The organism is Streptomyces sp. NPDC079141 (genome assembly GCF_040686775.1).
In the GTDB taxonomy this organism is placed as follows: domain Bacteria; phylum Actinomycetota; class Actinomycetes; order Streptomycetales; family Streptomycetaceae; genus Streptomyces.
Map to the genome: position 1 here is coordinate 210,481 of NZ_JBFBLP010000006.1, position 21,393 is coordinate 231,873.

A 21,393-nucleotide genomic window follows, 5' to 3' on the forward strand; every position below is an offset into this window, starting at 1 on the left:
AGGAAGGAGCCTGGCCGCTCGCCGGTGTCGGTGCGGAAGGAACCTGGCCGCTCGCCGGTGTCGGAGCGGAAGGAGCCTGGCCGCTCGCCGGTGTCGGTGCGGAAGGAACCTGGCCGCTCGCCGGTGTCGGAGCGGAAGGAGCCTGGCCGCTCGCCGGTGTCGGGGCAGTGGAAGCGCGGGGGGATGAAGGGGGCGCGGGCTGCCTGGGGTCGCGCGTCGGGTGTTGGGGATCGGAGGGGGACGCGTCGTCGGGGGGCTGGGGTCCGTCCGAGGCGGGTGTGGGCTGTGGCGGCTCCTGAACCCGTGCCGCCTCGGGGACTTCCACGGTGCCGGACGGCCTCCTCGTCGTCGGCTCGGCGGGTGCCTCGTGGTCTTGGGAGCCGTCCGGGGGCTGCGTAACAGCCGTACCGCCTGCCCCCGTTGGGGCTTCCGGGGTGGCGTGCGCGGCGGCCGCCGGGCCGTTGGACGGGGTCCGGTGCGAGGTCCCGGCTCCGTTCCACTCCCCTCCCCCGCCGACCGGCAGGGTCTCCGTCGGGGTCGGGGGCGGGAACGCGATGGGGTGGAGGACGGTTTCCAGGTCGGTGAGGCCTGGGCGTACCGACGGGTCCTTTTCCAGGAGCGCGGAGAGGATGTCCCGCAAGGGGCCTGCCGAGGCCGGGAGTTCGGGCTCCTCGTAGAGGACGGCGTGCAGGGTGGCCAGAGTCGTGTCGCGGGAGAAGGGGGAGTGGCCGCCCAGCGCCGCGCTCAAGGTGGCGCCGAGGGACCACACGTCCGACGGCGGACCCTGCGGGCGGCCGGAGATCCGCTCGGGGGCCATGTAGTCGGGCGAGCCCACGAGCATGCCGACCATCGTCAGCGCCTTGGCGTCCTGGATCGCGGCGATGCCGAAGTCCGTGAGGACGATCCGTCGTGCGCCGGACTCCACCAGGACGTTCCCGGGCTTGATGTCCCGGTGCAGCACGCCCCGTTCGTGCACCTGGCGCAGCGCGGCGACGAGTCCCAGGCCGAGGCGTGCCGTCTCGCGCGGGCCGAGGGGGCCGTCCTCCGCCACGATCCGTTCCAGGGAGCGGCCGGCCACCAACTCCATGACGATCCACAGGCGTTCGCCCTCGTCGACCACGTCGTAGACCCGTACGACGTTGGGGTGGTCGATCCTCGCCGTGGCCCTCGCCTCGCGCAGGGTGCGTTCGCGGCGGGTGCGCGTGTCCTCGGCGTCGAGGCCGTCTATGCGCATCTCCTTGACCGCTACCGGACGGTCGAGTATTTCGTCGGCGGCTCGCCACACCCGCCCCATTCCCCCCTGGCCGATACTTTCGACCAACCGATAACGTCCCGTCACCAGTAGCCCTGGAACTCCGCCGCTCCTCGTATTCCCCGGCAATCCGCTGCACCCCCTCAAAGATCCTCAAGGACCCGCAAAGATCCTGAACGGCCTGTCAATGACTGTCCATTTGAAACACGATGGTCACACTTCATGCCGTACCAGCATAGTGCGGAGAAATCTTGTGGTACCTCTTCAAGTACTGCGAATTCAGGCGCAGCCAAGGGGGACGAACATGAGTTCTCGTCGTACGACGACCATCGCGGGATCGCTGGTTGCAGCATCTTTCTCGGTAGTGATGATCCTTCCGTTCACTGCTGTGGCAGATGACCCGGGACCGGCAAGCAACAAGGGGGGAAAGGCCGTCGACGAGGCTCCGGCAGGCGTGAAACTGACCACGACACTGCCCGAGAAGATCTCGGTCGACAACAGCTCGGAAGAGACGGCGATTACCGCCACCGTGAAGAACGAAGGGACCGAGGACAGCGGAGAGATCAGGCTCTTGGTCGTCGGATTCGACGGCCTTACGGTCAAGAATGTGCAAGGCTGTTCGGCAATTGCCGAAAGCGATCTGCCGGAAGGTTCGAACAGCGGTTTCAGCTGTGCACTGGACAATCTCGCGGCGGGTGACTCCAAGTCGTACGACGTCGACGCGACGTACGACCTGAGCACGACGGGGAAGATCTGTCTGCCCGTCCAGACCGCCGACGGGAAGAAGACGTACTGGCAGCAGGGCCCGGTTCCGTTCGGTACGACGAACCCGTCGCCCAACGCCCCGGCCACCCCGCTGCTGCTGGGCACCGACAACAAGCCGGTGGCGCCCGGCGGCGACGAGCTGCCGAAGACCGGCGTCGCCCCCGATCTGCTCCCGCTGGGCGCGGCGGGCGCGGCACTCATGACGGCCGGCGTGGCCGGGCTGTGGTGGTCGTCGCTGCGGCGGCCACGGGAGCGGCAGGGCTGAGCCGCCCGTCGAAGGCGACAGCGAAGAAGGGGGTCCGGGTGCTTCTGCCGGGCCCCCCTCACCCATCCCGGAAAACCTGACGGCAGGTGTCAGGTTATGCCTCCATCATGATCCCCATGAACTTCACCGATCTGCCCGTACTCCGTCCCGGCGACCCCGGCTACGACGAGGAACTCGCCGGATTCCAGACCGGGTTCGCCCAGCGCCCCGCGATCGTCTTCGCCGCCTCCTCCGCCGAGGACGTCGTCGCCGCCGTGCGGTACGCCGCCGCCGAGAACCTGCCCGTCGGCGTCCAGGCCACCGGGCACGGGCTGCCGGGTCCGGCGGAGGGCGGCGTGCTCATCACGACCCGGCGCATGGACAGGGTGAGCGTGGATCCCGAGGCCCGCACGGTCCGCGTGCAGGCGGGCGTGCGCTGGGGGCAGGTCGTCGAGGCGGCGGCGCCGTACGGGCTCGCCCCGCTCAACGGCTCCGCGCCGGGTGTGGGTGCCGTCTCGTACACGCTGAGCGGTGGGCTCCCCATTCTGGCCAGGGAGTTCGGATACGCGGCCGACCATGTGCGCTCGCTCGACGTGGTGACCGCCGACGGCGAGCTGCGCCATGTCACCGAGGGCTCCGACCTGTACTGGGCGCTGCTCGGCGGCGGCCACAACCTCGGCGTCGTCACCGAGCTGGAGATCGGCCTCGTCCCCGTGCGCACGCTGTACGGCGGCTCGCTCGCGTTCGACGGGGGCGAGGTCGATCCGGCGGCCGCGCTGCGGGCGTACGAGGAGTGGACGCGGACCGTGCCCGACGGGCTGACCTCGTCCTTCGCCGCCGTACCGTACCCGGATCTGCCGGTGCTGCCGCCGCACCTGCGCGGGCGGTACGTCATCTCCGTGCGCGTCGCCCACACGGGTGCGGACGGGGAGCAACTGGTCGCTCCGCTGCGGGAGATCGGGCCGGTGCTGGCGGACTCACTGCGGGAGATGCCGTACTCGGAGAGCCACACCATTCACAGTGACCCGGACTTCCCGCACGCCTACTACGGGGACAGTGCGGTGTTGGAAGAGCTGGATCTCGCAGCGGTCGGCGAAGTGCTGCGGCGGACCGGGCCCGGCGCCGACGCCATGGTCGTCGTACAGGTCAATCATCTGGGTGGGGCGCTGTCGCGGTCCGCGGAGAACTCGGTGCCGTGGCGTGACGGGCGTTTTCTGGTGCGGCTGTTGACCATGGCGGACCGGGAGCGGGCGCGGACGATCCTGGATCCGGCCTTCGCGCTGCTGGCGCCGGGCACGCTCGGGCGGGCGCTCAACTTCGCCTTCGGGGCCGGGGACCGGACCGAGGGGCTGTACGACGCCGAGACGCGGAAGAGGCTCGCCGAGCTGAAGTCGAGTTACGACCCGGCGAACCTCTTCCGCAGGAACTACGACGTCAGCGGTTGACGTACTTCCAGGCGGTAGGCAGCAGGCCCATCGCCAGGGCCGCCTTGAGGGCGTCGCCGAACAGGTACGGGGTGAGGCCGGCCGCGATGGCGGCGGAGGCGGACCAGTCCAGGGACAGGGCCAGGTACGGGACGCCGACGGCGTAGATGATCGCCTCGCCCAGCAGCATCGCGCCCGCGGTGCGCCACACCGAGCGGTCGGCGCCGCGGCGGGCCAGGGCGCCGACGACCGTGGAGGCGAGGATCATGCCGAGGATGTAGCCGAAGGAGGGGGCCGCCGCGCCGGAGCCGCCGTCCGCGAACCACGGCACGCCCGCGATGCCCGCGAGCGCGTACAGCGCGAGGGAGAGGAAGCCGCGCCCCGCGCCCAGCGTCATGCCGACGAGCAGGACGGCGAAGGTCTGACCGGTCACCGGGACCGGGGAGCCCGGCACGGGCACGGAGATCTGGGCGGCGAGGCCGGTGAGGGCGGCGCCGCCGACCACGAGCGCGACGTCGCGGACACGGGAGGCCGGCAGCAGATCGGCGAGGACCTGGCCAGGACGGACGGGGGCGACGGCGGTGCTCATGGGGACTCCGCGGGGTGTGGGCACGTTGGGACACGGCGACGCTATCCCGGCACGCTCGCGCCGATCACCGTCAGCGGTCGACAAAGGCTGGATCACGGGCTTGGTGGGCTCCGGACAAAGAGACGGGGTTACACCCGGTACGGCGTGATACCGGTCACTGAGGTGAGGACGCGCACGTCACGGGCGGCCCGGCGGGGCGCTCTGTAGGGTTCCACCAAACAGGGCTTAATCCGGCCCGGTGAGGGCTCCCATACCCTGCGTGGCGCACCTGTCCGCATAGTGGGCATCCCCTTCGTCTGAGCGGACAGGGCGCTCAGACTGTGGGCGTTTTTGCCATCTCATGCATTGGACGAGCCGCGCCCATGCCCAGCACCACAGTCGAGACGCCGCCGCAGCAGGACGGCGCCTCCCTCTCCCACGGCCTCAAGCAGCGCCACCTGTCGATGATCGCCCTCGGCGGTGTCATCGGCGCGGGCCTGTTCGTGGGCTCCGGCGCCGGTATCGCCGCCGCGGGTCCCTCGATCGTCGTCGCCTACGCCCTCTCCGGCCTCCTCGTGATGCTGGTGATGCGGATGCTCGGCGAGATGTCGGCCGCCTATCCGTCCTCCGGCTCCTTCTCGGCGCACGCCGAGAAGGCCATCGGCCCCTGGGCCGGCTTCACCGCGGGCTGGTCCTTCTGGGTCCTGCTCTGTACCGCCGTGGGCCTGGAGGGCATCGGCGCCGCGAAGATCGTCACCGGCTGGCTGCCGGGCACGCCCGAGTGGGCGTGGGTGGCCCTGTTCATGGTGGTGTTCTGCGCCACGAACCTCGCCGCGGTGAAGAACTTCGGCGAGTTCGAGTTCTGGTTCGCGGCGCTGAAGGTCGGCGCGATCAGCCTGTTCCTGGTCCTCGGCGGCCTGGCCGTCTTCGGCGTCCTGCCCGGCACGGACTCCCCCGGCACGAGCAATCTGACCGACTTCCTGCCCAACGGCGGCGAGGGCCTGGTCATCGGCCTGCTCGCCTCCGTCTTCGCCTACGGCGGCATGGAGACGGTCACCATCGCGGCGGCCGAGTCCGAGAACCCGGTCAAGGGCGTGGCGAGCGCGGTCCGTACGGCGATGTGGCGCATCGCGCTGTTCTACATCGGCTCGATGGCGGTCATCGTGACGCTGGTCCCGTGGGACTCCAAGGCGGTCGTGGAGAAGGGCCCGTACGTCGCCGCCCTCGACGAGCTCGGCATCCCCGGCGCCGGCCAGCTGATGAACGTGGTCGTCCTGGTCGCCCTGCTGTCCGCGATGAACGCCAACATCTACGGCTCCTCCCGCATCGCCTACTCCCTGGTCCAGCGCGGCCAGGGCCCGAAGGCGCTGGGGCGGGTGTCCGCGGGCGTCCCGCGCATCGCCGTGCTCGCCTCCTCGTCCTTCGGCTTCGCGTGCGTGCTGCTCAGCTACTGGCGGCCGGACGATGTCTTCACCTGGCTGCTGAACATGATCGGCGCGGTCATCCTCGTCGTCTGGATCTTCATCGCCGTCTCCCAGCTGCGGATGCGCCGCCACCTGGAGCGCGAGGCCCCGGAGAAGCTGACCGTGCGGATGTGGGCCTTCCCGGTGCTGACCTGGGTCGCGCTGGCCGGCATGGTGACGATCTTCGTGCTGATGGCGCGCGAGCCGGACACGCGGGTGCAGCTGTACTCGACCGGCGGGATGACGCTGTTCCTGGCGGCCGTCGGATATGCGCGGCAGCGGGCGCGGGCCAAGGCCTGACGCCCTCCCCCTGACCGCCGGAAGGCCCCCGCGTGACACACGCGGGGGCCTTCTTCGTTGCCCTGGCGGCCCTTTTTGCTGCTAGCGTGCACTTGCAAGTTATTTGCAATAAGAGGTCGGAGGGGACTTCACCCATGCCCGTCTACACGCTTCCTGAACTGCCGTACGACTACTCCGCGCTCGCCCCCGTGATCAGCCCCGAGATCATCGAGCTGCATCACGACAAGCACCACGCGGCGTACGTGAAGGGGGCCAACGACACGCTGGAGCAGCTCGCCGAGGCGCGGGACAAGGAGCAGTGGGGCTCGGTCAACGGGCTGGAGAAGAACCTGGCCTTCCATCTGTCCGGGCACATCCTGCACTCGATCTACTGGCAGAACATGACCGGCGAGGGCGGCGGCGAGCCGCTGGCCGTCGACGGGGTCGGCGAGCTGGCCGACGCGATCACCGAGTCGTTCGGCTCGTTCGCGGGCTTCAAGGCCCAGCTGACCAAGGCCTCCGCGACGACGCAGGGTTCGGGCTGGGGCGTCCTGGCCTACGAGCCGCTGAGCGGGCGGCTCGTCGTGGAGCAGGTCTACGACCATCAGGGCAACGTCGGGCAGGGCTCGGTGCCGATCCTCGTGTTCGACGCCTGGGAGCACGCCTTCTATCTCCAGTACAGGAACCAGAAGGTCGACTTCATCGAGGCCATGTGGCAGGTCGTCGACTGGCAGGACGTGGCCCGGCGTTACGAGGCCGCCAAGTCCCGCGCGGATGTGCTGCTGCTGACGCCCTGACCCCCGGGGTCGTCCTGCCTGGTGATCGTCCTGCCTCGTGATCGTCTTCTCACCCTTCACGAACGGCAGGCGGAATGAGGGAAGCCCCCGCGAGGACGTGACTCGCGGGGGCTTTCCGCTTCGTCGGGGCTTTCCGCTTCGTCAGGGCTTGCGGGCCAGGCCGCCGTGCTGGCCGATCGGAGCCGGGTGCTCGGTGTCCGGGTGCCACAGGGGGACCGGGACGACTCCCGGCTCCACCAGGTCCAGGCCCTCGAAGTAGGCCTCGATCTGGTCCACCGGGCGCAGGAAGTAGGGGACGGCGCCGGTCTCGTTGTAGGCGTCCTGGGCCTGCTCGTAGACCGGGTCGGTGCCACGGGAGCCGTCGTTGACGGACAGATAGCTGCCGGAGGGCAGGCCCGCCAGCAGCCTGCGGACCAGGTCACGGGCCGCTGCGTGGTCGGCGACATGGCCGAGGATGCCGCTGAGGATCAGGGCGGTGGGCCGGGTGAGGTCCAGCGTCCGGCCGGCGGCCTCGATGATCCGCTCGGGCTCGTAGAGGCTCAGGTCCTCGTACGACGTGACGCCCTCGGGGGTGGAGGTGAGCAGGGCGCGGGCGTGGGCGAGGACCAGCGGGTCGTTGTCGACGTAGACGATCCTCGACTCGGGGGCGATGCGCTGGGCCACCTCGTGGGTGTTGTCGACGGTGGGCAGGCCCGTGCCGACGTCCAGGAACTGGCGGACGCCTGCCTCCTGCACCAGGTACCGGATGCTGCGGCCCAGGAAGGCGCGGCTGCTGCGGGCGATGGTGACGATGCCGGGGAAGACGGCGGTGTAGGCGTCGCCGGCCGCCTCGTCGACGGCGTAGTTGTCCTTGCCGCCGAGCCAGTAGTTCCAGATGCGCGCCGAGTGCGGTACCGAGGTGTCGATCTCCGTCATGTGCCCATGGTGCTACGGCAGGTCGGGCTCGCAGGGCACATTGAGGGACATAAGTGCGGTGGAACCGTCGGATTTCATCAGGAGTTCGCTGATCGCGGCGTTGCGCAGGCGCGGGAACACGGTGCGGTAGCGGGCGGGCGGGATCGACAGGAGGGTGCACAGCACCAGGCGGAGCAGGGTGTTGTGGGCGACGACCAGGACGCGGGCGTCGGGGTGGGTGGCGGCGATGCGGTGGAGGGCGGTGGCGCCGCGGGCGGCTGCCGCCGTGGGGTCCTCGGAGTGGGGGAACGGGTGGTTCACCGGGTCCGTGCGGAACGCTTGCGCGGCGGTGGGGTCTTCCTTCTCGAACTCCGTGAGGGTGCGGCCCTCCAGCACGCCGAAGTCGCATTCCCGGAGGTCGGGGTCCTGGTGGGGGGTGAGGCCGAGGGCGCGGGCCGCGGGGGCGGCGGTGGCTACCGCGCGGGAGAGGGGGGAGGTCCAGATCGCGTCTACGGGGTGGGCGGCGGCCCATCTGCCGAGGGCGTCGGCTTGTTGGCGGCCGGTGTCGGTGAGGGGGATGTCGCTGATGCCGGCGTAGCGGTTCTCGGCGTGCCAGACGGTCTGGCCGTGGCGGGCGAGGAGGAGGGTGGTGGTGGTGGCTGTGGTCATGAACGGTCCTGTGGTGGGGTGGGTTGTGTTGCCCGGCGGTTGGGGTGGGTCGCACAGCCCGGCGCTTACGGGGTGCCGCCCTGAAGGGGCGCGGGGAACTGCGCGATCAGCCCCCACCGGCCCGCGCGCTACGTCGAGCCCTCATGCAATCTGTCCCGTGCGTGTGCCGCTACCGGGGACGGAAGCCAGCCGCGGGACTCCAAGGCGTCGAGGAGACGGGCGTAGGGCTCGGTGAAGGCTGTTGTGCGGGTTGGGCGGGGGTGTAGGACCGTTGCGGTGTGGGACATGGAGTCCGCCGCGGCGGCGAGGGTGGGGGCCGCGCCCGTGCCGTAGGCGGCCAGCGCTGCCATGCCCAGGGCCGGTTCGGGCTGGCGGGGGACGCGGGCCGGGCGGCCGAGGATGTCGGTGCGGAGTTGGTTGAGGTACCGGCTGCGGGTGGCGCCGCCGGTGAAGGTGAGGGGGCCGTCCAGCGGGGTGCCCAGGTGGTGGAGGTAGTCCAGGCAGAGTCGTTCGGTGAAGGCGATGCCCTGGAGCAGACCCGCCCACAGATCCGCGTCGCAGGCAGGGGTGCCCAGGACCAGGGCCGTGGCGTCCGGGGCCAGGAACGGGAAGCGCTCGCCCGGGGAGACCAGGGGGTAAGTGATCACCCCGGACGGTGAGTACGCGGCGGCCTGCTCGTCCATGGCCGCCGGGTCCGCGCCCGCGAAGCACGCTTCGAGTACGCCCGCGCCCACACCGGAGGCCCCGCCCGGCAGCCAACTGCCGTCCGGCGCCCGGTGGTTGTAGACCACGCCGGTGGCGTCCCGGACCGGCGACGAGGTCGCGCCCTTGAGGACGAGGGTGGTGCCGAGCACCGAGTTCCACGCGCCCGGCCGTAGCTCTCCGGCGGCGATCCGGGCCGCGCAGCCGTCGGTCATCCCCGCGACGACCGGGGTCCCCGCGGGGATGCCGGTGGCCTCGGCGGCGGTCGGGCCGACCTCGCCCAGCCGGGTGCCGGGGCGCACCACGTCGGGCAGCGCGCTCTGCGGCAGGTCCGGCGGGAACAGCGTCGGCCAGGCCTCGCGTTCGACGTCGTAGCCGGTCTTGAGGGCGTGGCTGGAGTCGGCCGGGGGCAGCTCGCCGGTGAGCAGGGAGACGATCAGGTCCGGCTGGTGGGTGATCCGCCCCGGCCCGTACGTCCGTGTGAGCCACAGCGCCTTCGGCAGCGCCCAGGTGTCCTGCACCGCGAGCCCCACCGCCCGCGCCCGCGCCGCCTCGGCCGCCGCCCGTCCGTCGTCGTACATCAGCGCGGGGCTCATCGGCCGGCCGGCCCCGTCCGTCAGCAGCACGGTCCCGGACGTCCCGCACACCGCGAGCCCGCCGACCGGCATCCGCGCCCGCCCGCGCAGCGCGGCCCGGGACGCCGTGCACACCCCGTCCCACCACTCGGCCGGGTCCTGCTCGTGCCGCACCCCGTCCCGCCGGCCGGACAGGGGCGCGCTGCCGCTGCCGAGGACCGTGCCGTCCGCCGTGACGAGCAGTGCGCGGACGCTCTGGGTGCCGAGGTCGATCCCGAGCCAGGCCGTCATCGAACCTCCCTCACATCGGGCACCGTGAACTTCTCACTCTGCACCGATATTTTCGCGTGCGCGACGGATTGACGGCCAACTTCCGCCGTTCCACTCTCGGTTGACGAGCCGACTCGGCAGAGCACACCCAGGACGAGGATCGGACGATGACCAACGCACAGCAGGGGCCCGCGGCCCGGCAGTCCGCCATGGCGGAACAGGTCCTGGCCGACGGCACGGCGACCGCCGCGGAGCTCGCCGGGCGGTTCGGGGTGAGCCTGATGACCATCCACCGCGACCTCGACGAGCTCGAACGGCAGGGCGTCGTAAGGAAGTTCCGCGGCGGGGTGACCGCGCAGCCGTCCGGGGTCTTCGAGTCGAACGTGCAGTACCGGCTGAAGACGATGCGGGCCGAGAAGGCGGCCGTGGCCGACCGTGCGCTGAAGCTGATCGAGCCCGGTATGGCGGTCATGCTGGACGACTCGACCTCCACGCTGGAGATGGCGCGCGGACTGCGGCTCGGCGAGATCACCCCGCTGACGGTCGTCACCAACTTCCTGGAGGCGATCAACCTGCTCTCCGGTCAGCGGGGCATCCATCTGATGGCCCTCGGCGGCGACTACGACCCGCTGCACTCCTCCTTCCTCGGTGTGTCCTGTGTCGAGGCGGTCCAGCAGCTTCGGGTCGACGTGTGCTTCGCGTCGACGTCGGCGGTGCACGCGGGCCACGCCTACCACCAGGAGCAGCACATCGTGTCGGTGAAGCGGGCGATGCTCGACGCGGCCGCCCGCAACGTGCTGCTGATCGACCACACCAAGCTCGGCCGGGTCGCCCTGCACCGGGTCGTGCCGCTGTCCCACTTCGATCTGCTGCTGGTCGACGACGGGGCGTCGGCCGAGGCGCTGCGGGACCTGGACGAGCACAAGGTCCGTTACGAGGTCTGCGCGACCCGGCAGGAAGGGGGCGACAGGGATGACGGAACCGGCGCTCCGTGAGCCGAGTGTGCGGGTGCTGGCCGCCGGGGACCACTTCGTCCTGCCGTCACTGATCGCGGACGCGGTACGGCGGGAACACGCGGCGGACGTACGGGAGTTGATGCTCGGCTGGCCGCTGGAGCCGTTCGGCCCGGTGGCCGAGGTGACGGAGGCCGGCGACGCCGAGGACGCGCTGATCGAGGCGCTGTCGGACGACCGGGAGGTGCTGGTCACCCAGATGGGCCCGGTCACCGGGCGCGTCCTGGCCGCCTGCCCGGCCCTGCGGCTGGTCGTGGTCTGCCGGGGCGGGCCGGTCAATGTGAACCTGGACGCGGCCAAGTCCCATGACGTCCGGGTGTGTTACGCACCCGGCCGCAATGCCGCCGCGACCGCCGAGTTCACCGTAGGTCTGCTGCTGGCGGCCCTGCGCCGCATCCCCCAGGCACACGGTCTGCTGTCCGGGCGGGGCAGTTGGGCGGGGGCGTCCTACTACACGTACGAGCACAGCGGTCTGGAGCTGGAGGACCTGGCCGTCGGGCTGGTCGGGTACGGGGCGGTCGGCAGCCGGGTGGCGCGGGTGCTGTGCGCGTTCGGGGCGCGGGTGTCGGTGTACGACCCGTATGTGCACGGCGAGATCCACGGGCTGCGGGTCGCCTCCCTCGACGAACTCCTGCGCGGCTCCCGGGTGCTCAGCCTGCACGCCCGGCTCACCCCCGGGACGCGAGGCCTGATCGGCGCCCGTGAACTCGCTCTGCTGCCGCCCGGGGCGGTCGTGGTGAACGCGGCGCGCGGCCCGCTGCTCGACGAGGACGCGCTGTGCGACGCGCTGGAGAGCGGGCACCTGTCGGCGGCGGCGCTCGACACCTTCGTGACGGAACCGCTGCCCGCCGGGTCGCGGCTGCACGGGCTCGCCGACCGGGTCGTGCTTACCCCGCACCTGGGCGGGGCGAGCCGGGCGGTGGCCGAGAAGGCGGCGGTCATCGCGGCGGCGGAGGTGGGCCGCTGGGTGCGCGGGGAGCCGCCGGCGCACTGCCTGACGTGAGGAGGTTGGCGCATGTACGTCGGTATCGACGTGGGGACGTCCCTGGTGAAGGCCGCCGCGTTCGACGGCACGGGCGGTGAACTGGCCCTCGCCTCACGGCCGTTGGGTCTCTCGCTGCACGGCGGGGTGGTCGAGCAGGACATGGCGGAGGTGTACGCGGCGGTCGTCGCCGTGCTCGACGAGGTGACCGGGCGGGTGCCGGAGCCGGTGGAGCTGGCCGGGCTCACCGGGCAGGGCGACGGGGTGTGGCTGGTGGACGCCGAGGGGCGTCCGGTGCGGGCGGCGGCGTCCTGGATGGACGGGCGGGCGCACGAGCTGGTGGACCAGTGGCTGGCGGACGGCACGTTCGAGGCGGTGTTCCGGCGTACCGGCAGCGCCATGTTCCCGGGCTGCCCGGGCCCGCTGCTGGCCTGGCTGGACAGCCATGAGCCGAAGTCCCTGGACGCTGCCGCCCACGCCCTGTACTGCAAGGACATGGTGTTCCGCCGGCTGACGGGGGCACCGGCGGCGACGGATGTGTCGGACGCGTCGATGCCGTTCCTGGACCCGGTGGCGCGGACGTACGACAACCGGGTGGTGGAGCTGCTGGGGCTGACCCACCGGCGCGGGCTGCTGGCGCCGGTCAGCGATCCGGCGGCCTGCGCGGTCGCTCTCGGCGAGGGGCTGCCGGCCGGGACACCGATCGCGAACGGCCCGTACGACCTGCCCGCCTGTGCGCTCGGCGCGGGGGTCACCACCGCCGGGGACGGGCTGCTGATCGTCGGCACCTGTCTGGCGGCGCTGGTGGCGACGGCCGAGGTGGACCTGACCGGGGAGCCGGCCGGGCTGTACATCTCCACCGACCGGACCGGGCACTGGCTGCGCGCGATGCCGGCGATGGTCGGCACGGCCGCCCTGGACTGGGTGCTGTCGACGACCGGGGTGGGCCACGAGGAGGTGGACGGGCTGCTGGCGGCGACCCCGCCGGGCGCGCACGGGGTGCGGGTACTGCCGTACTTCGCGCCGTCGGGCGAGCGCGCGCCGTTCGTCGAGCCGCGGCTGCGTGCCGAACTCACCGGCGTCTGCCTGGAGTCGACCCGCGGCGACCTGGTCCGCGCCACCTGCGAGGGCATCGGGTACTCGGCCCGGCACTGCCTGGAGGCGGCGGGGCTGACCGGTTCGCTCGCGGTGTGCGGGGGCGGCACCCGCAGCCCGGCCTGGATGCGGCTGCTGGCGGACGTGCTCGGCCGGCCGCTGCGGGTCGTCGAGGGTGAGGTGGGCGCGCGGGGCGCGGTGCTCGCGGCGGCGGAGCGGCACGGGGTCGCGCTGGACGCGGAGTCGTGGACGCGCCCGACGGCGGTGATGGAGCCGCACCCCGGGCGAGCCGCGTACTACGCGCGGGGCTACGAGGAGCACCTTGAGCGGCTGACGGAGGCGCGGGAGCGGGCGCAGCGTTGAGGCCCGATTCCGGGCCGCCGCCCCAGCCCCGCGGGCTTCTAGGCTCGCGGGGCCGGGGGAATTCACCAAGGGAGTGTCGGATCCCGCCGCCTACCAGCGCTGCACGGGCAACGACGGCGCAGGCGGGCTACAGGTTGCTGAAGTCCGGCCCCTTCGTCCGCGTCCGCTTGATCTCGTAGAAGCCGGGGACCGAGGCCACCGCGAGGGTGCCGTCCCAGAGCTTCGCGGCCTGCTCGCCCTTGGGGGCCGGGGTGACGACGGGGCCGAAGAACGCGAGCTGTTCGCCGTCGGCGCCGGGGACCGCGATGACCGGGGTGCCGACTTCCTGGCCGACCTTGTCGATGCCCTCCTTGTGGGAGGCGCGCAGTTGCGGCTCGTAGGGGGTGGAGTCCCAGTGGTCCATCAGGGACTCGGGCAGGCCCACGTCCTTCAGCGCGGCGGCGACCGCGGACTTCTCCGCGCCCTCGCCCTGGTTGTGGATCCTGGTGCCGAGCGCGGTGTAGAGGTCGCCGAGCACCTCGGCGCCGTGCTCCTCCTGCGCCGCTATGACGATCCGGACCGGACCCCACGCCTTGGTGGCGAGCATCTCCCGGTACTCCTCCGGCAGCTCGTCGATCCTGTCCTCGTTGAGGACGGCGAGGCTCATCACATGCCAGCGGACCTCGATGTCCCGGACCTTCTCCACCTCCAGCACCCAGCGCGAGGTCATCCAGGCCCAGGGGCACAGGGGGTCGAACCAGAAGTCGACGGGCGTCTTGTCCGACATGTCTCTCCTCATGAAGGAACGGTTTCTCCGGGGAACACCAGTGCCTGCCGAAGCCATTCCCACTGCCGCCTGTCAGGAGCGCATGGCAGTATCGGCCCTGTCCGCATTCTGAACACCGTTTGAGGGAGTACCACTCGTGCCCGGTGAGAACCTGTCCCGCGAGGAGGCCCGGGAACGGGCCGCCCTGTTGTCCGTCGACGGGTACGACGTGTCCCTCGATCTGCGCTCGGCGGTGGGCGACACGGAGACCGAGCCGCGTACCTTCCGCTCCGTCACCACGATCCGCTTCCGCTGCGCGGAGCCCGGCGGCTCCAGCTTCGCCGATCTGATCGCGCCGAGCGTCACCGCCGTCTCCCTCAACGGCAAGGACCTCGACCCCGGCGAGGTCTTCGACGGCTCCCGGATCGCCCTGGAGGACCTGGCCGCCGACAACGAGCTGGTCGTCGACGCCCAGTGCGCCTACTCCCGCACCGGCGAGGGCATGCACCGCTTCGTCGACCCGGAGGACGGCGAGGTGTACCTGTACACCCAGTACGAGCCGGCCGACTCCCGCCGCGTCTTCGCCAACTTCGAGCAGCCCGACCTCAAGGCGCCGTTCCGCTTCGAGGTACGGGCGCCCGAGGGCTGGACGGTGTGGAGCAACGGCGCCGGCCGGCACACCGACGGGGTGTGGCGGTTCGCGGAGACGAAGCCGATCTCGACGTACATCACCTGTGTCGTGGCGGGCCCGTACCACTACGTGACGGACTCCTACACCCGTACCTTCGAGGACGGTACGACGCTGGAGATCCCGCTCGGCGCGATGTGCCGCAAGGGCCTGGCCCCGCACTTCGACGCCGACGACGTGTTCCTCGTCACCAAGCAGGGGCTGGACTTCTTCCACGACCACTTCGACTACCCGTACCCGTTCGGCAAGTACGACCAGGCGTTCGTGCCGGAGTACAACCTGGGCGCGATGGAGAACCCGGGCCTGGTGACCTTCCGGGAGGAGTACATCTTCCGGGGCAAGGTGACGCAGGCCTCGTACGAGGCGCGGGCGAACGTCATCCTGCACGAGATGGCGCACATGTGGTTCGGCGACCTGGTCACCATGGTCTGGTGGGACGACCTGTGGCTGAAGGAGTCCTTCGCCGACTTCATGGGCACTTTCGCCAACGTCGGCGCGACCCGCTTCACCGACGCCTGGATCACCTTTGCCAACCGCCGCAAGGCGTGGGCGTACCGCGCCGACCAGCTGCCCTCCACCCACCCCGTCACGGCCGACATCCGCGACCTTCAGGACGCCAAGCTCAACTTCGACGGCATCACCTACGCCAAGGGCGCCTCCGTGCTCAAGCAGCTGGTGGCGTACGTCGGCCAGGACGCGTTCCTGGAGGGCGCGCGGCGCTACTTCAAGCGGCACGCGTACGGCAACACGCGCCTGGGCGACCTGCTGTCGGTGCTCGGGGAGACCAGCGGCCGGGACATGGGCGCGTGGGCGCGGTCCTGGCTCCAGACGGCGGGCGTCAACTCGCTGACCCCGCAGGTGCTGCTGGACGCCGAGGGGCGCATCGACGAACTGGCCGTGTTGCAGGAGGCCGCCGAGTCGCACCCCGAACTGCGGCCGCACCGGATCGCGGTGGGCCTGTACCGGCGCGCCGACGGTGTTCTGAAGCGGTACGCGCGCGCCGAGGTGGACGTCGCCGGGGCGCGTACGGTCGTGGCGGAGCTGGCCGGTGCCGAGGCGCCGGAGCTGGTGCTGGTCAACGACGACGACCTGACGTACTGCAAGACCCGCTTCGACGCGACCTCGCTGGCCACGCTCCGGACCGCGCTCGGTGACCTCACCGACCCGCTGGCGCGTGCGCTGTGCTGGTCGGCGCTGTGGAACATGACGCGGGACGCGCTGCTGCCGGCCCGGGACTTCGTGGACCTGGTGGTGCGGTTCGCCGGGCGCGAGTCGGACGTCGGTGTGCTGCAGATGCTGCACGCGTGGGCCGAGTCGGCGGTCGTCCACTACGCGGCGCCCGCCTGGCGCGAGCAGGGCGGTGTGCTGCTGGCCGAGAGCGCGGAGCGGGAGCTGCGGGCCGCCGAGCCGGGCAGTGAGCACCAGTTGGCGTGGGCGCGGTTCTTCGCGCGGACCGTCGGGGACGAGACCGGCTTCCGGCTGCTGCGGGAACTGCTGGACGGCACCACGGCGATCGACGGCCTGGAGATCGACCAGGAGCTGCGCTGGGCGTTCCTGGACGCGCTCGCCGAGCACGGGTTCGCCGACGAGAAGGTGCTGGAGGCGGAGCTGGCCCGGGACGACACGGCCTCCGGCAAGCGCCACCAGGTCCGCTGCCTGGCCGCCCGTCCGTCCGCGGCGGTGAAGGCGCAGGCCTGGGCGCAGGTGGTGGAGTCGGACGCGCTGTCCAACGCCCTGGTCGGCGCGACGATCGCGGGCTTCTCCCGCTCGTCCCAGCGGGAGCTGCTCGCGCCGTACGCGGAGAAGTACTTCGGCGCGATCGGGCGGGTGTGGGACGAGCGGTCCATCCAGATCGGGATGGACGTGGTCAGCGGGCTGTTCCCGGCGTACCAGGACTCGCCGGGGACGCTGGAGGCGACGGACGCCTGGCTCTCCGCGCACGAGGACGCCCCTCCGGCGCTGCGCCGGCTGGTGCTGGAGGCACGCGACGACCTGGCGCGCGGGCTGCGGGGACAGGCGTGCGACGCGGCGGCGGCCACGGGCTGAGGCGTACTGATCATTGGCCTTGGCCTGGGCCCTCCGTGACCGTTACGGAATTCAGGCAATCACAGCCGTAACCCCTGGTCCACCCCGAACGGACCAGGGGTTTTCCGTGCCTACTCGGCATCCGAACAACCGTCCTTTAGGACGAGCTTGTCCGGATTTGTCGACGGGCGTGTAACAGGGGTTAAAGGGCGGACCGGACGCGGGAATTCCAGGGTCATGAACCACAACACCCCGCTCTCCCCCCGCCCCCTCCACCAGCTGGCCGACGTCCGGCGGCGCGTCCTGACGGCCGCGCAGCTGCGGGCGCACGGTGTCTCGGCCGCCGAGACGAACGAGCAGTGCCGGGCCGGCGGCCCCTGGCAGCAGATCCTGCCGGGCGTCTTCCTGCTCCACCCGGGCCCGCCGACCAGCGAGGAACGGCTGCACGCGGTGCTGCTGTTCGCGGCGCGGGAGCGGAACGCGGGGGTGCCGTCCCAGCCCGGCGCGGAGGAGCCGCACCGGCCGGTGTACACCGAGGCGATGATCACCGGGCTCGCGGCGCTGACCCTGCACGGCTTCGCGGCCACGCCCCCGCTGACCGCCCTGGACTCCATCGACGTCCTGGTCCCCCGGCTGCGCCGGCTCCGCTCCACCGGCTGCGCCCGGATCGTCCGTACGGCATCGCTGCCGGCCCCCGAGCAGGTGACGGGCCTCCCGGTCGCCCCGGTGCCGCGGGCCCTCGCGGACGCGGTGGCCGAACTCTCGGACGCGGGTGCCGTACGCCGGCTGCTGACCGAGGCCGTCCGCGGCGGCCACTGCGAACCGGCGGCGGTGGTACGGGAGTTGAACCAGGCGAAGCTGCTGAGCCGCCCGCACGTGGTGGACGCGGTGGACTCCCTGCTGGCCGAGGGCCGGGCGATCGCGGAGGACCGCCTGTACGCGATGGTCCGCGAGCACGGCCTGCCCGACCCGGTCTGGAACGTCGACCTGCGCCTGCCCGGCGGCCCGCACCTCGGCGGCCTCGACGCCTACTGGCCCGAGCACGCGGTGGCGGTGGAGCTGGACACCCGCGCCCCTCGCCAGGACGAGGACGCGATGTGGTCGGAGTACGCCCGCAAGCGCGAGCACCTGGAGCGCCTCGGCATCACGGTCGTGTACATCACGCCCAAGAAGCTGCGGGACGCACTGGAACAGCAGGCGGCCGTGGTCCGTACGGCGCTGATGGCGTCGGCGGACCGCGATCCGGCCGCGTATGTCGTGGTGCTGCCCCGGTAGGAGGGGGATCGGGGAGGCATCAGGAGGGGAGAGGAGGGGCCGCCGGAGGCTGGGGACCGGCGGCCCCTCCTCATGTTCAGCCGGGGAACTGGTAGTCGGCCGCTATCCGGCCGTCCCGGTCAAGGACCAGGAAGTCGGTGCCGCCGCCAGCGGCCTCGCCGTCGGCCGTGCGCACGGCCTGCCAGTCGAGACGGACCACGTCCTTCAGCCGCACCGGCTCTCCGGCCGGCGCGAAGGTGAACTCTCCGGTGGCGACGAACTCCTCGTGGGAGCGGGCGACCCGGAGCTCCAGCGCCTCGTACCCGCGGGCCTCCAGGGCCTGTCCGACGAACCCGTAGCCCGCCGCGGCCTTCCGTATGTCCTCGGGCGGGTGCAGGAGGTGGACGCCGTCCTCGGCCCACAGCTCCCGGACGGCCGCACGTCGGGCGGCGGGGTCGGGCTCGTTCCACATTCCCACGTATTTCCGGGCCAGTTCGCGCAGTGCAGTTTCCGTCATGGCAGGGAGCATCCGGCGGCGCGGGGTATCGCGACAATTCCCTGCGGGGAATCGGCGGGCGGCGAAGGGTGCCGAAGAATGGGGGCCATGACCTTCGGTGAGCTGCTGCGCGACCACCGGCACCGACGCCGGCTGAGCCAGCTGGACCTGGCAGTGCGGGCGAACACGACGCAACGGCACGTGAGTTTCGTGGAGAGCGGCCGCTCGGCGCCGGGACGGGACCTCGTCGTACGACTCGCCGCCTCGCTGGAGCTGCCCGCCCGCGAACAGAACGGCCTGCTGCTCGCCGCCGGGTTCGCCCCGCTCGTTCCGGAGGGCGACCCGGACGGTCCCGCCGTACGGGCGGTCCACCAGGCGCTCCAGGAGCTGCTCGACGGTCACCACCCGTATCCGGCGTTCGTCATGGACCGCTACGGCGACGTCCTCGCCGCCAACGACGCGATCGGCGTCCTCATCGACGGCTCGGCCCCGAAACTGCGCCGGGGCCGCTGGAACGCGTACCGCATGGGCCTGCACCCCGAGGGCATGGCACCCCGGGTCCGCAACCTCCCCCACTGGTCCCGCCACATCCTCGGCAACCTGCGCACCGAGCTCGACCGCAACCCCGACGACCGCCTGGCCGCACTCCTGCGGGAGCTGGAGACCTACGCCCCACCCACCGACGACGTGCCCCACCTCGGCTTCGCGGTCCCCCTCGAACTCGCCTCTCCGCAGGGCGGCCTACGCCTGCTCGCCATGATCGCCACCTTCACCACGGCCCACGACCTGACCGTGGCGGAGCTCAAGCTGGAGACGTTCCTGCCGGCCGACGCGGAGAGCGCCGACCGGCTGCGGCAGGCTGCCGGTTGAGGGTGTTTCAGCCCTTCTTCAGCACCAGCTCCGTATTCCGGTCCGAGCGCCCGCCCGCCAGGTCCGTCCTGGCGCCCGGGGCGTTGTAGGACAGCTCGCGGTACAGCGCCGCGAGGCCCGTCTGGGACAGGTCGGTGAAGTCCGTGGCGTGCGGGGCCGCCGATTCGACGCAGGTGGTGAAGAGGGAGAGGGTGCCGTCCTTGTTGTCCACGATCTCGATGACGCGGGCGAGTTGGGGGTAGTCGACGTGCGAGGCCGTCGAGATCTCCCAGAAGCCGTCGCGCGGGGTGATGTTGTTGCGGTGGATGTGGCCGTTGACCCAGGCGAGGACGTTGCGGTGGCGGCCGAGGAGGGTGAGGACCTCCTGGCCGTTGTGGCGGCGTTCGTTCGGGCGGGCCGGGTCGGGGTTGGTGTTGTCCATCGTCTCGCTGGTGTGGTGGCTGAAGACGATGGCGTACGAGTCCTTGTTCTCGCGCAGGGTGCGGTCCAGCCAGCGCAGCTGGGCGGTGCCGATGGAGCCCTCGTGGTGGCCGCCCGCGTCGGTGGTGTCCAGGCTGATGCCGATGACGTCGTCGGCGATGCGGAAGCTGTAGTACTGGGTGCCCGCGTCGAGGTTGGCGGTGGAGTAGCCGTGGCCGACCGGGCCCATGCCGCGGTAGGCCGGGTCCAGGTGGGCCTTGAGGTACTCGGTGGGTGTGTACGGGGCCCGCCGCTCGTCCGCGGTGACCGAACGCAGGTCGCGGGCGTGGGCCTTGAGCACCTCGCGGTACTGCACGCCCTGCGGGTCCCTGGCCTGCTTCAGCGCGTCCTGGAGCTTCTTGGCCTCGGCCGCGGACAGCGTCATCAGCTTCTTGCCGCCGACGGCGAAGTCGGTGAGGAAGGGGTCACGGTGCGAGGCGTAGGTGCCCAGCGGCAGCGCGTCGTGGTTGCCGACGGTGGAGTACCACGGCATGTTCAGGCCGGGGCTGTTCACCTCCCGCACGGCGGCGGCGAGGAAGCCGTCGACGTGCGGGAAGCCGAGCTGCTTGTCGGCGTCGCGGACGGCCGAGTCGGCCTGCCAGAACTGCTTGAGGCCACTGTTCTGGACGCCCTCGTAGTGCCGCGGGTCACCGGAGTTGGGGGTGATGCGGCCGCCGCCGAGGACGGTCAGGAACCAGTCCAGCTCGGTCATGGCGTTGTTGTCGGTGTTGTCGCCGGTGGTCATGGCGAAGTGCAGCGGGGCGCCGGTGACGGGGGCGCCCCGCAGCGCGTTGACCCGCTCCACGAGGGAGATCGCGCCGTGCACGGTGAGCGCCTCCTGCGGCCGCCAGGCGTGCACGTCGGTCGAGCGCAGGAACTCCAGGCGCATCGGGTGCTGGACGTCCAGGATGTGCATGTCCGTGAGCTGCACGAAGGCCGCGAGTGCGGTACGGCGGTCCTCGCGGCCGGACTTGGCGTCGGCCAGCTCGGCGCGCACGACGCGCTTCCAGCCGGGCCCGTCGACGAGCCGGCGGTAGCCGGAGGTGCCGCGCGGGGCGGCGACGCTCGCGACGGTGGTGCCGCGGGTGTACGGGGCGAGCGGGGCGGCCGGGGCCTGCCGCGAGACGGCGACCGGCGCCTCGCCGGCGGCGGAGCGCGGGGCGGGGACGGTGGCGGCCTGGCTGTCGGTGGGCCGCAGGGCGTAGCCGACACCCGCGGAGAGGGACACCGCTCCGGCGGCGGCGAGGACGGAACGGCGGTGGACGCCCAGCGCGGAGCTGGCGACAGAGCGTATGCGCGACATGGCGCGGTCTCCCCGAGTGCATAACGCGTCGGCAGTGGTCGCGGGCGCTCGCTGTCGCGAACAACCCGCTCGCTCTGGATCGTTGGCACCGGGGATGACCTGCGCGTGAACGAGGCGGCAACGCGCAACGCCGATCGCCGTACGTGGATCTTGGACCCCCCTGCGCGTAGGCGACCGCTCCTCGGACGGCCGAGGAGC

18 protein-coding genes are annotated in these 21,393 nt (G+C 71.7%); 10 read left to right on the forward strand and 8 right to left on the reverse strand.

The genetic code is table 11. The annotated features are described in order from the left end of the window. Positions 1 to 1,294 (reverse strand): protein kinase (locus AB0Q90_RS19485; protein ID WP_365733418.1); only part of this gene is annotated, 1,294 nt, incomplete at its 3' end. 262 nt (positions 1,295 to 1,556) lie between these two features. On the opposite strand from AB0Q90_RS19485, the gene AB0Q90_RS19490 reads away from it, so the two are divergent. Together AB0Q90_RS19490 and AB0Q90_RS19495 are read left to right on the forward strand one after the other, a co-directional pair. Continuing rightward, positions 1,557 to 2,282, forward strand: a complete 726-nt coding sequence (locus AB0Q90_RS19490) for a hypothetical protein (protein ID WP_363160247.1) — start codon at positions 1,557 to 1,559, stop codon at positions 2,280 to 2,282. A 116-nt stretch (positions 2,283 to 2,398) separates the two neighbouring features. Next, positions 2,399 to 3,706, forward strand: a complete 1,308-nt coding sequence (locus AB0Q90_RS19495) for an FAD-binding oxidoreductase (RefSeq protein WP_363160248.1) — start codon at positions 2,399 to 2,401, stop codon at positions 3,704 to 3,706. Here the strand turns inward: AB0Q90_RS19495 and AB0Q90_RS19500 are convergent. Continuing rightward, positions 3,696 to 4,274 (reverse strand): biotin transporter BioY, encoded by a 579-nt coding sequence (locus AB0Q90_RS19500; protein WP_363160249.1) that lies wholly within the window; start codon positions 4,272 to 4,274, stop codon positions 3,696 to 3,698. The two genes, AB0Q90_RS19495 and AB0Q90_RS19500, sit on opposite strands and share 11 nt — an antisense overlap. Before the next feature lie 362 nt (positions 4,275 to 4,636). Here AB0Q90_RS19500 and AB0Q90_RS19505 point away from each other — a divergent pair, with 362 nt between their 5' ends. After that, entirely contained in the window at positions 4,637 to 6,016 is a 1,380-nt protein-coding gene (locus AB0Q90_RS19505) for an amino acid permease (RefSeq protein WP_363160250.1), read from the forward strand. Positions 6,017 to 6,150: 134 nt separating this feature from the next. Next, positions 6,151 to 6,792 carry a superoxide dismutase gene (locus AB0Q90_RS19510; RefSeq protein ID WP_363160251.1) on the forward strand — a complete coding sequence of 214 codons (642 nt, stop codon included), beginning with the start codon at positions 6,151 to 6,153 and terminating at the stop codon, positions 6,790 to 6,792. Between the two features lie 141 nt (positions 6,793 to 6,933). Here the strand turns inward: AB0Q90_RS19510 and AB0Q90_RS19515 are convergent, their stop codons facing one another. The 3 genes from AB0Q90_RS19515 to AB0Q90_RS19525 form a co-directional block, all read right to left on the reverse strand. Then, a complete protein-coding gene (locus AB0Q90_RS19515; protein ID WP_363160252.1) occupies positions 6,934 to 7,707 on the reverse strand; it encodes an SAM-dependent methyltransferase in 774 nt (257 codons plus the stop codon). 12 nt (positions 7,708 to 7,719) lie between these two features. Next, the gene (locus AB0Q90_RS19520) at positions 7,720 to 8,355 is read right to left on the reverse strand and encodes a histidine phosphatase family protein (RefSeq protein WP_363160253.1); all 636 of its coding nucleotides are present in this window, start codon (positions 8,353 to 8,355) and stop codon (positions 7,720 to 7,722) included. A gap of 128 nt (positions 8,356 to 8,483) precedes the next feature. Further along, the gene (locus AB0Q90_RS19525; protein WP_363160254.1) at positions 8,484 to 9,923 is read right to left on the reverse strand and encodes an FGGY-family carbohydrate kinase; all 1,440 of its coding nucleotides are present in this window, start codon (positions 9,921 to 9,923) and stop codon (positions 8,484 to 8,486) included. 146 nt (positions 9,924 to 10,069) lie between these two features. On the opposite strand from AB0Q90_RS19525, the gene AB0Q90_RS19530 reads away from it, so the two are divergent. Genes AB0Q90_RS19530 through AB0Q90_RS19540 form a run of 3 tightly spaced genes read left to right on the forward strand, consistent with a single transcriptional unit; the run spans position 10,070 to position 13,355 of the window. Further along, on the forward strand, positions 10,070 to 10,897 hold the full coding sequence (locus tag AB0Q90_RS19530; protein WP_363160255.1) for a DeoR/GlpR family DNA-binding transcription regulator: 828 nt from the start codon (positions 10,070 to 10,072) through the stop codon (positions 10,895 to 10,897). Beyond that, complete coding sequence (locus AB0Q90_RS19535; RefSeq protein ID WP_363160256.1) at positions 10,875 to 11,918, forward strand: 2-hydroxyacid dehydrogenase; 1,044 nt, start codon at positions 10,875 to 10,877, stop codon at positions 11,916 to 11,918. The genes AB0Q90_RS19530 and AB0Q90_RS19535 overlap by 23 nt, the downstream gene beginning before the upstream one ends. 12 nt (positions 11,919 to 11,930) lie before the next feature. Then, positions 11,931 to 13,355 (forward strand): FGGY-family carbohydrate kinase, encoded by a 1,425-nt coding sequence (locus tag AB0Q90_RS19540; RefSeq protein ID WP_363160257.1) that lies wholly within the window; start codon positions 11,931 to 11,933, stop codon positions 13,353 to 13,355. Between the two features lie 127 nt (positions 13,356 to 13,482). Here the strand turns inward: AB0Q90_RS19540 and AB0Q90_RS19545 are convergent, their stop codons facing one another. After that, positions 13,483 to 14,121 (reverse strand): DsbA family protein, encoded by a 639-nt coding sequence (locus tag AB0Q90_RS19545; RefSeq protein ID WP_363160258.1) that lies wholly within the window; start codon positions 14,119 to 14,121, stop codon positions 13,483 to 13,485. A gap of 136 nt (positions 14,122 to 14,257) precedes the next feature. Here AB0Q90_RS19545 and pepN point away from each other — a divergent pair, with 136 nt between their 5' ends. Next, positions 14,258 to 16,834 carry an aminopeptidase N gene (pepN, locus tag AB0Q90_RS19550; protein WP_363160259.1) on the forward strand — a complete coding sequence of 859 codons (2,577 nt, stop codon included), beginning with the start codon at positions 14,258 to 14,260 and terminating at the stop codon, positions 16,832 to 16,834. A gap of 216 nt (positions 16,835 to 17,050) precedes the next feature. Continuing rightward, positions 17,051 to 18,088, forward strand: a complete 1,038-nt coding sequence (locus AB0Q90_RS19555) for a hypothetical protein (protein WP_363160260.1) — start codon at positions 17,051 to 17,053, stop codon at positions 18,086 to 18,088. Between the two features lie 76 nt (positions 18,089 to 18,164). On the opposite strand, the gene AB0Q90_RS19560 is transcribed toward AB0Q90_RS19555, so the two are convergent. Beyond that, positions 18,165 to 18,584, reverse strand: coding sequence for a hypothetical protein (locus AB0Q90_RS19560; RefSeq protein ID WP_363160261.1), 420 nt, complete (start codon positions 18,582 to 18,584; stop codon positions 18,165 to 18,167). A gap of 87 nt (positions 18,585 to 18,671) precedes the next feature. On the opposite strand from AB0Q90_RS19560, the gene AB0Q90_RS19565 reads away from it, so the two are divergent. Beyond that, positions 18,672 to 19,433 (forward strand): helix-turn-helix transcriptional regulator, encoded by a 762-nt coding sequence (locus AB0Q90_RS19565; protein WP_363160262.1) that lies wholly within the window; start codon positions 18,672 to 18,674, stop codon positions 19,431 to 19,433. A gap of 7 nt (positions 19,434 to 19,440) precedes the next feature. On the opposite strand, the gene AB0Q90_RS19570 is transcribed toward AB0Q90_RS19565, so the two are convergent. Then, positions 19,441 to 21,195 (reverse strand): TIGR03767 family metallophosphoesterase, encoded by a 1,755-nt coding sequence (locus tag AB0Q90_RS19570; RefSeq protein WP_363160263.1) that lies wholly within the window; start codon positions 21,193 to 21,195, stop codon positions 19,441 to 19,443. Positions 21,196 to 21,393 lie beyond the last annotated feature (198 nt).

Bases quoted from the DNA above. Each gene is read 5' to 3' on its own strand.
- AB0Q90_RS19490 (WP_363160247.1), top strand. From the start codon at position 1,557: ATGAGTTCTCGTCGTACGACGACCATCGCGGGATCGCTGGTTGCAGCA.
- AB0Q90_RS19570 (WP_363160263.1), bottom strand. From the start codon at position 21,195: ATGTCGCGCATACGCTCTGTCGCCAGCTCCGCGCTGGGCGTCCACCGC.
- AB0Q90_RS19510 (WP_363160251.1), top strand. From the start codon at position 6,151: ATGCCCGTCTACACGCTTCCTGAACTGCCGTACGACTACTCCGCGCTC.
- AB0Q90_RS19555 (WP_363160260.1), top strand. From the start codon at position 17,051: ATGAACCACAACACCCCGCTCTCCCCCCGCCCCCTCCACCAGCTGGCC.
- AB0Q90_RS19515 (WP_363160252.1), bottom strand. From the start codon at position 7,707: ATGACGGAGATCGACACCTCGGTACCGCACTCGGCGCGCATCTGGAAC.
- AB0Q90_RS19520 (WP_363160253.1), bottom strand. From the start codon at position 8,355: ATGACCACAGCCACCACCACCACCCTCCTCCTCGCCCGCCACGGCCAG.
- AB0Q90_RS19535 (WP_363160256.1), top strand. From the start codon at position 10,875: ATGACGGAACCGGCGCTCCGTGAGCCGAGTGTGCGGGTGCTGGCCGCC.
- AB0Q90_RS19565 (WP_363160262.1), top strand. From the start codon at position 18,672: ATGACCTTCGGTGAGCTGCTGCGCGACCACCGGCACCGACGCCGGCTG.
- AB0Q90_RS19545 (WP_363160258.1), bottom strand. From the start codon at position 14,121: ATGTCGGACAAGACGCCCGTCGACTTCTGGTTCGACCCCCTGTGCCCC.
- AB0Q90_RS19560 (WP_363160261.1), bottom strand. From the start codon at position 18,584: ATGACGGAAACTGCACTGCGCGAACTGGCCCGGAAATACGTGGGAATG.
- AB0Q90_RS19540 (WP_363160257.1), top strand. From the start codon at position 11,931: ATGTACGTCGGTATCGACGTGGGGACGTCCCTGGTGAAGGCCGCCGCG.
- AB0Q90_RS19505 (WP_363160250.1), top strand. From the start codon at position 4,637: ATGCCCAGCACCACAGTCGAGACGCCGCCGCAGCAGGACGGCGCCTCC.
- AB0Q90_RS19530 (WP_363160255.1), top strand. From the start codon at position 10,070: ATGACCAACGCACAGCAGGGGCCCGCGGCCCGGCAGTCCGCCATGGCG.
- AB0Q90_RS19525 (WP_363160254.1), bottom strand. From the start codon at position 9,923: ATGACGGCCTGGCTCGGGATCGACCTCGGCACCCAGAGCGTCCGCGCA.
- AB0Q90_RS19500 (WP_363160249.1), bottom strand. From the start codon at position 4,274: ATGAGCACCGCCGTCGCCCCCGTCCGTCCTGGCCAGGTCCTCGCCGAT.
- AB0Q90_RS19495 (WP_363160248.1), top strand. From the start codon at position 2,399: ATGAACTTCACCGATCTGCCCGTACTCCGTCCCGGCGACCCCGGCTAC.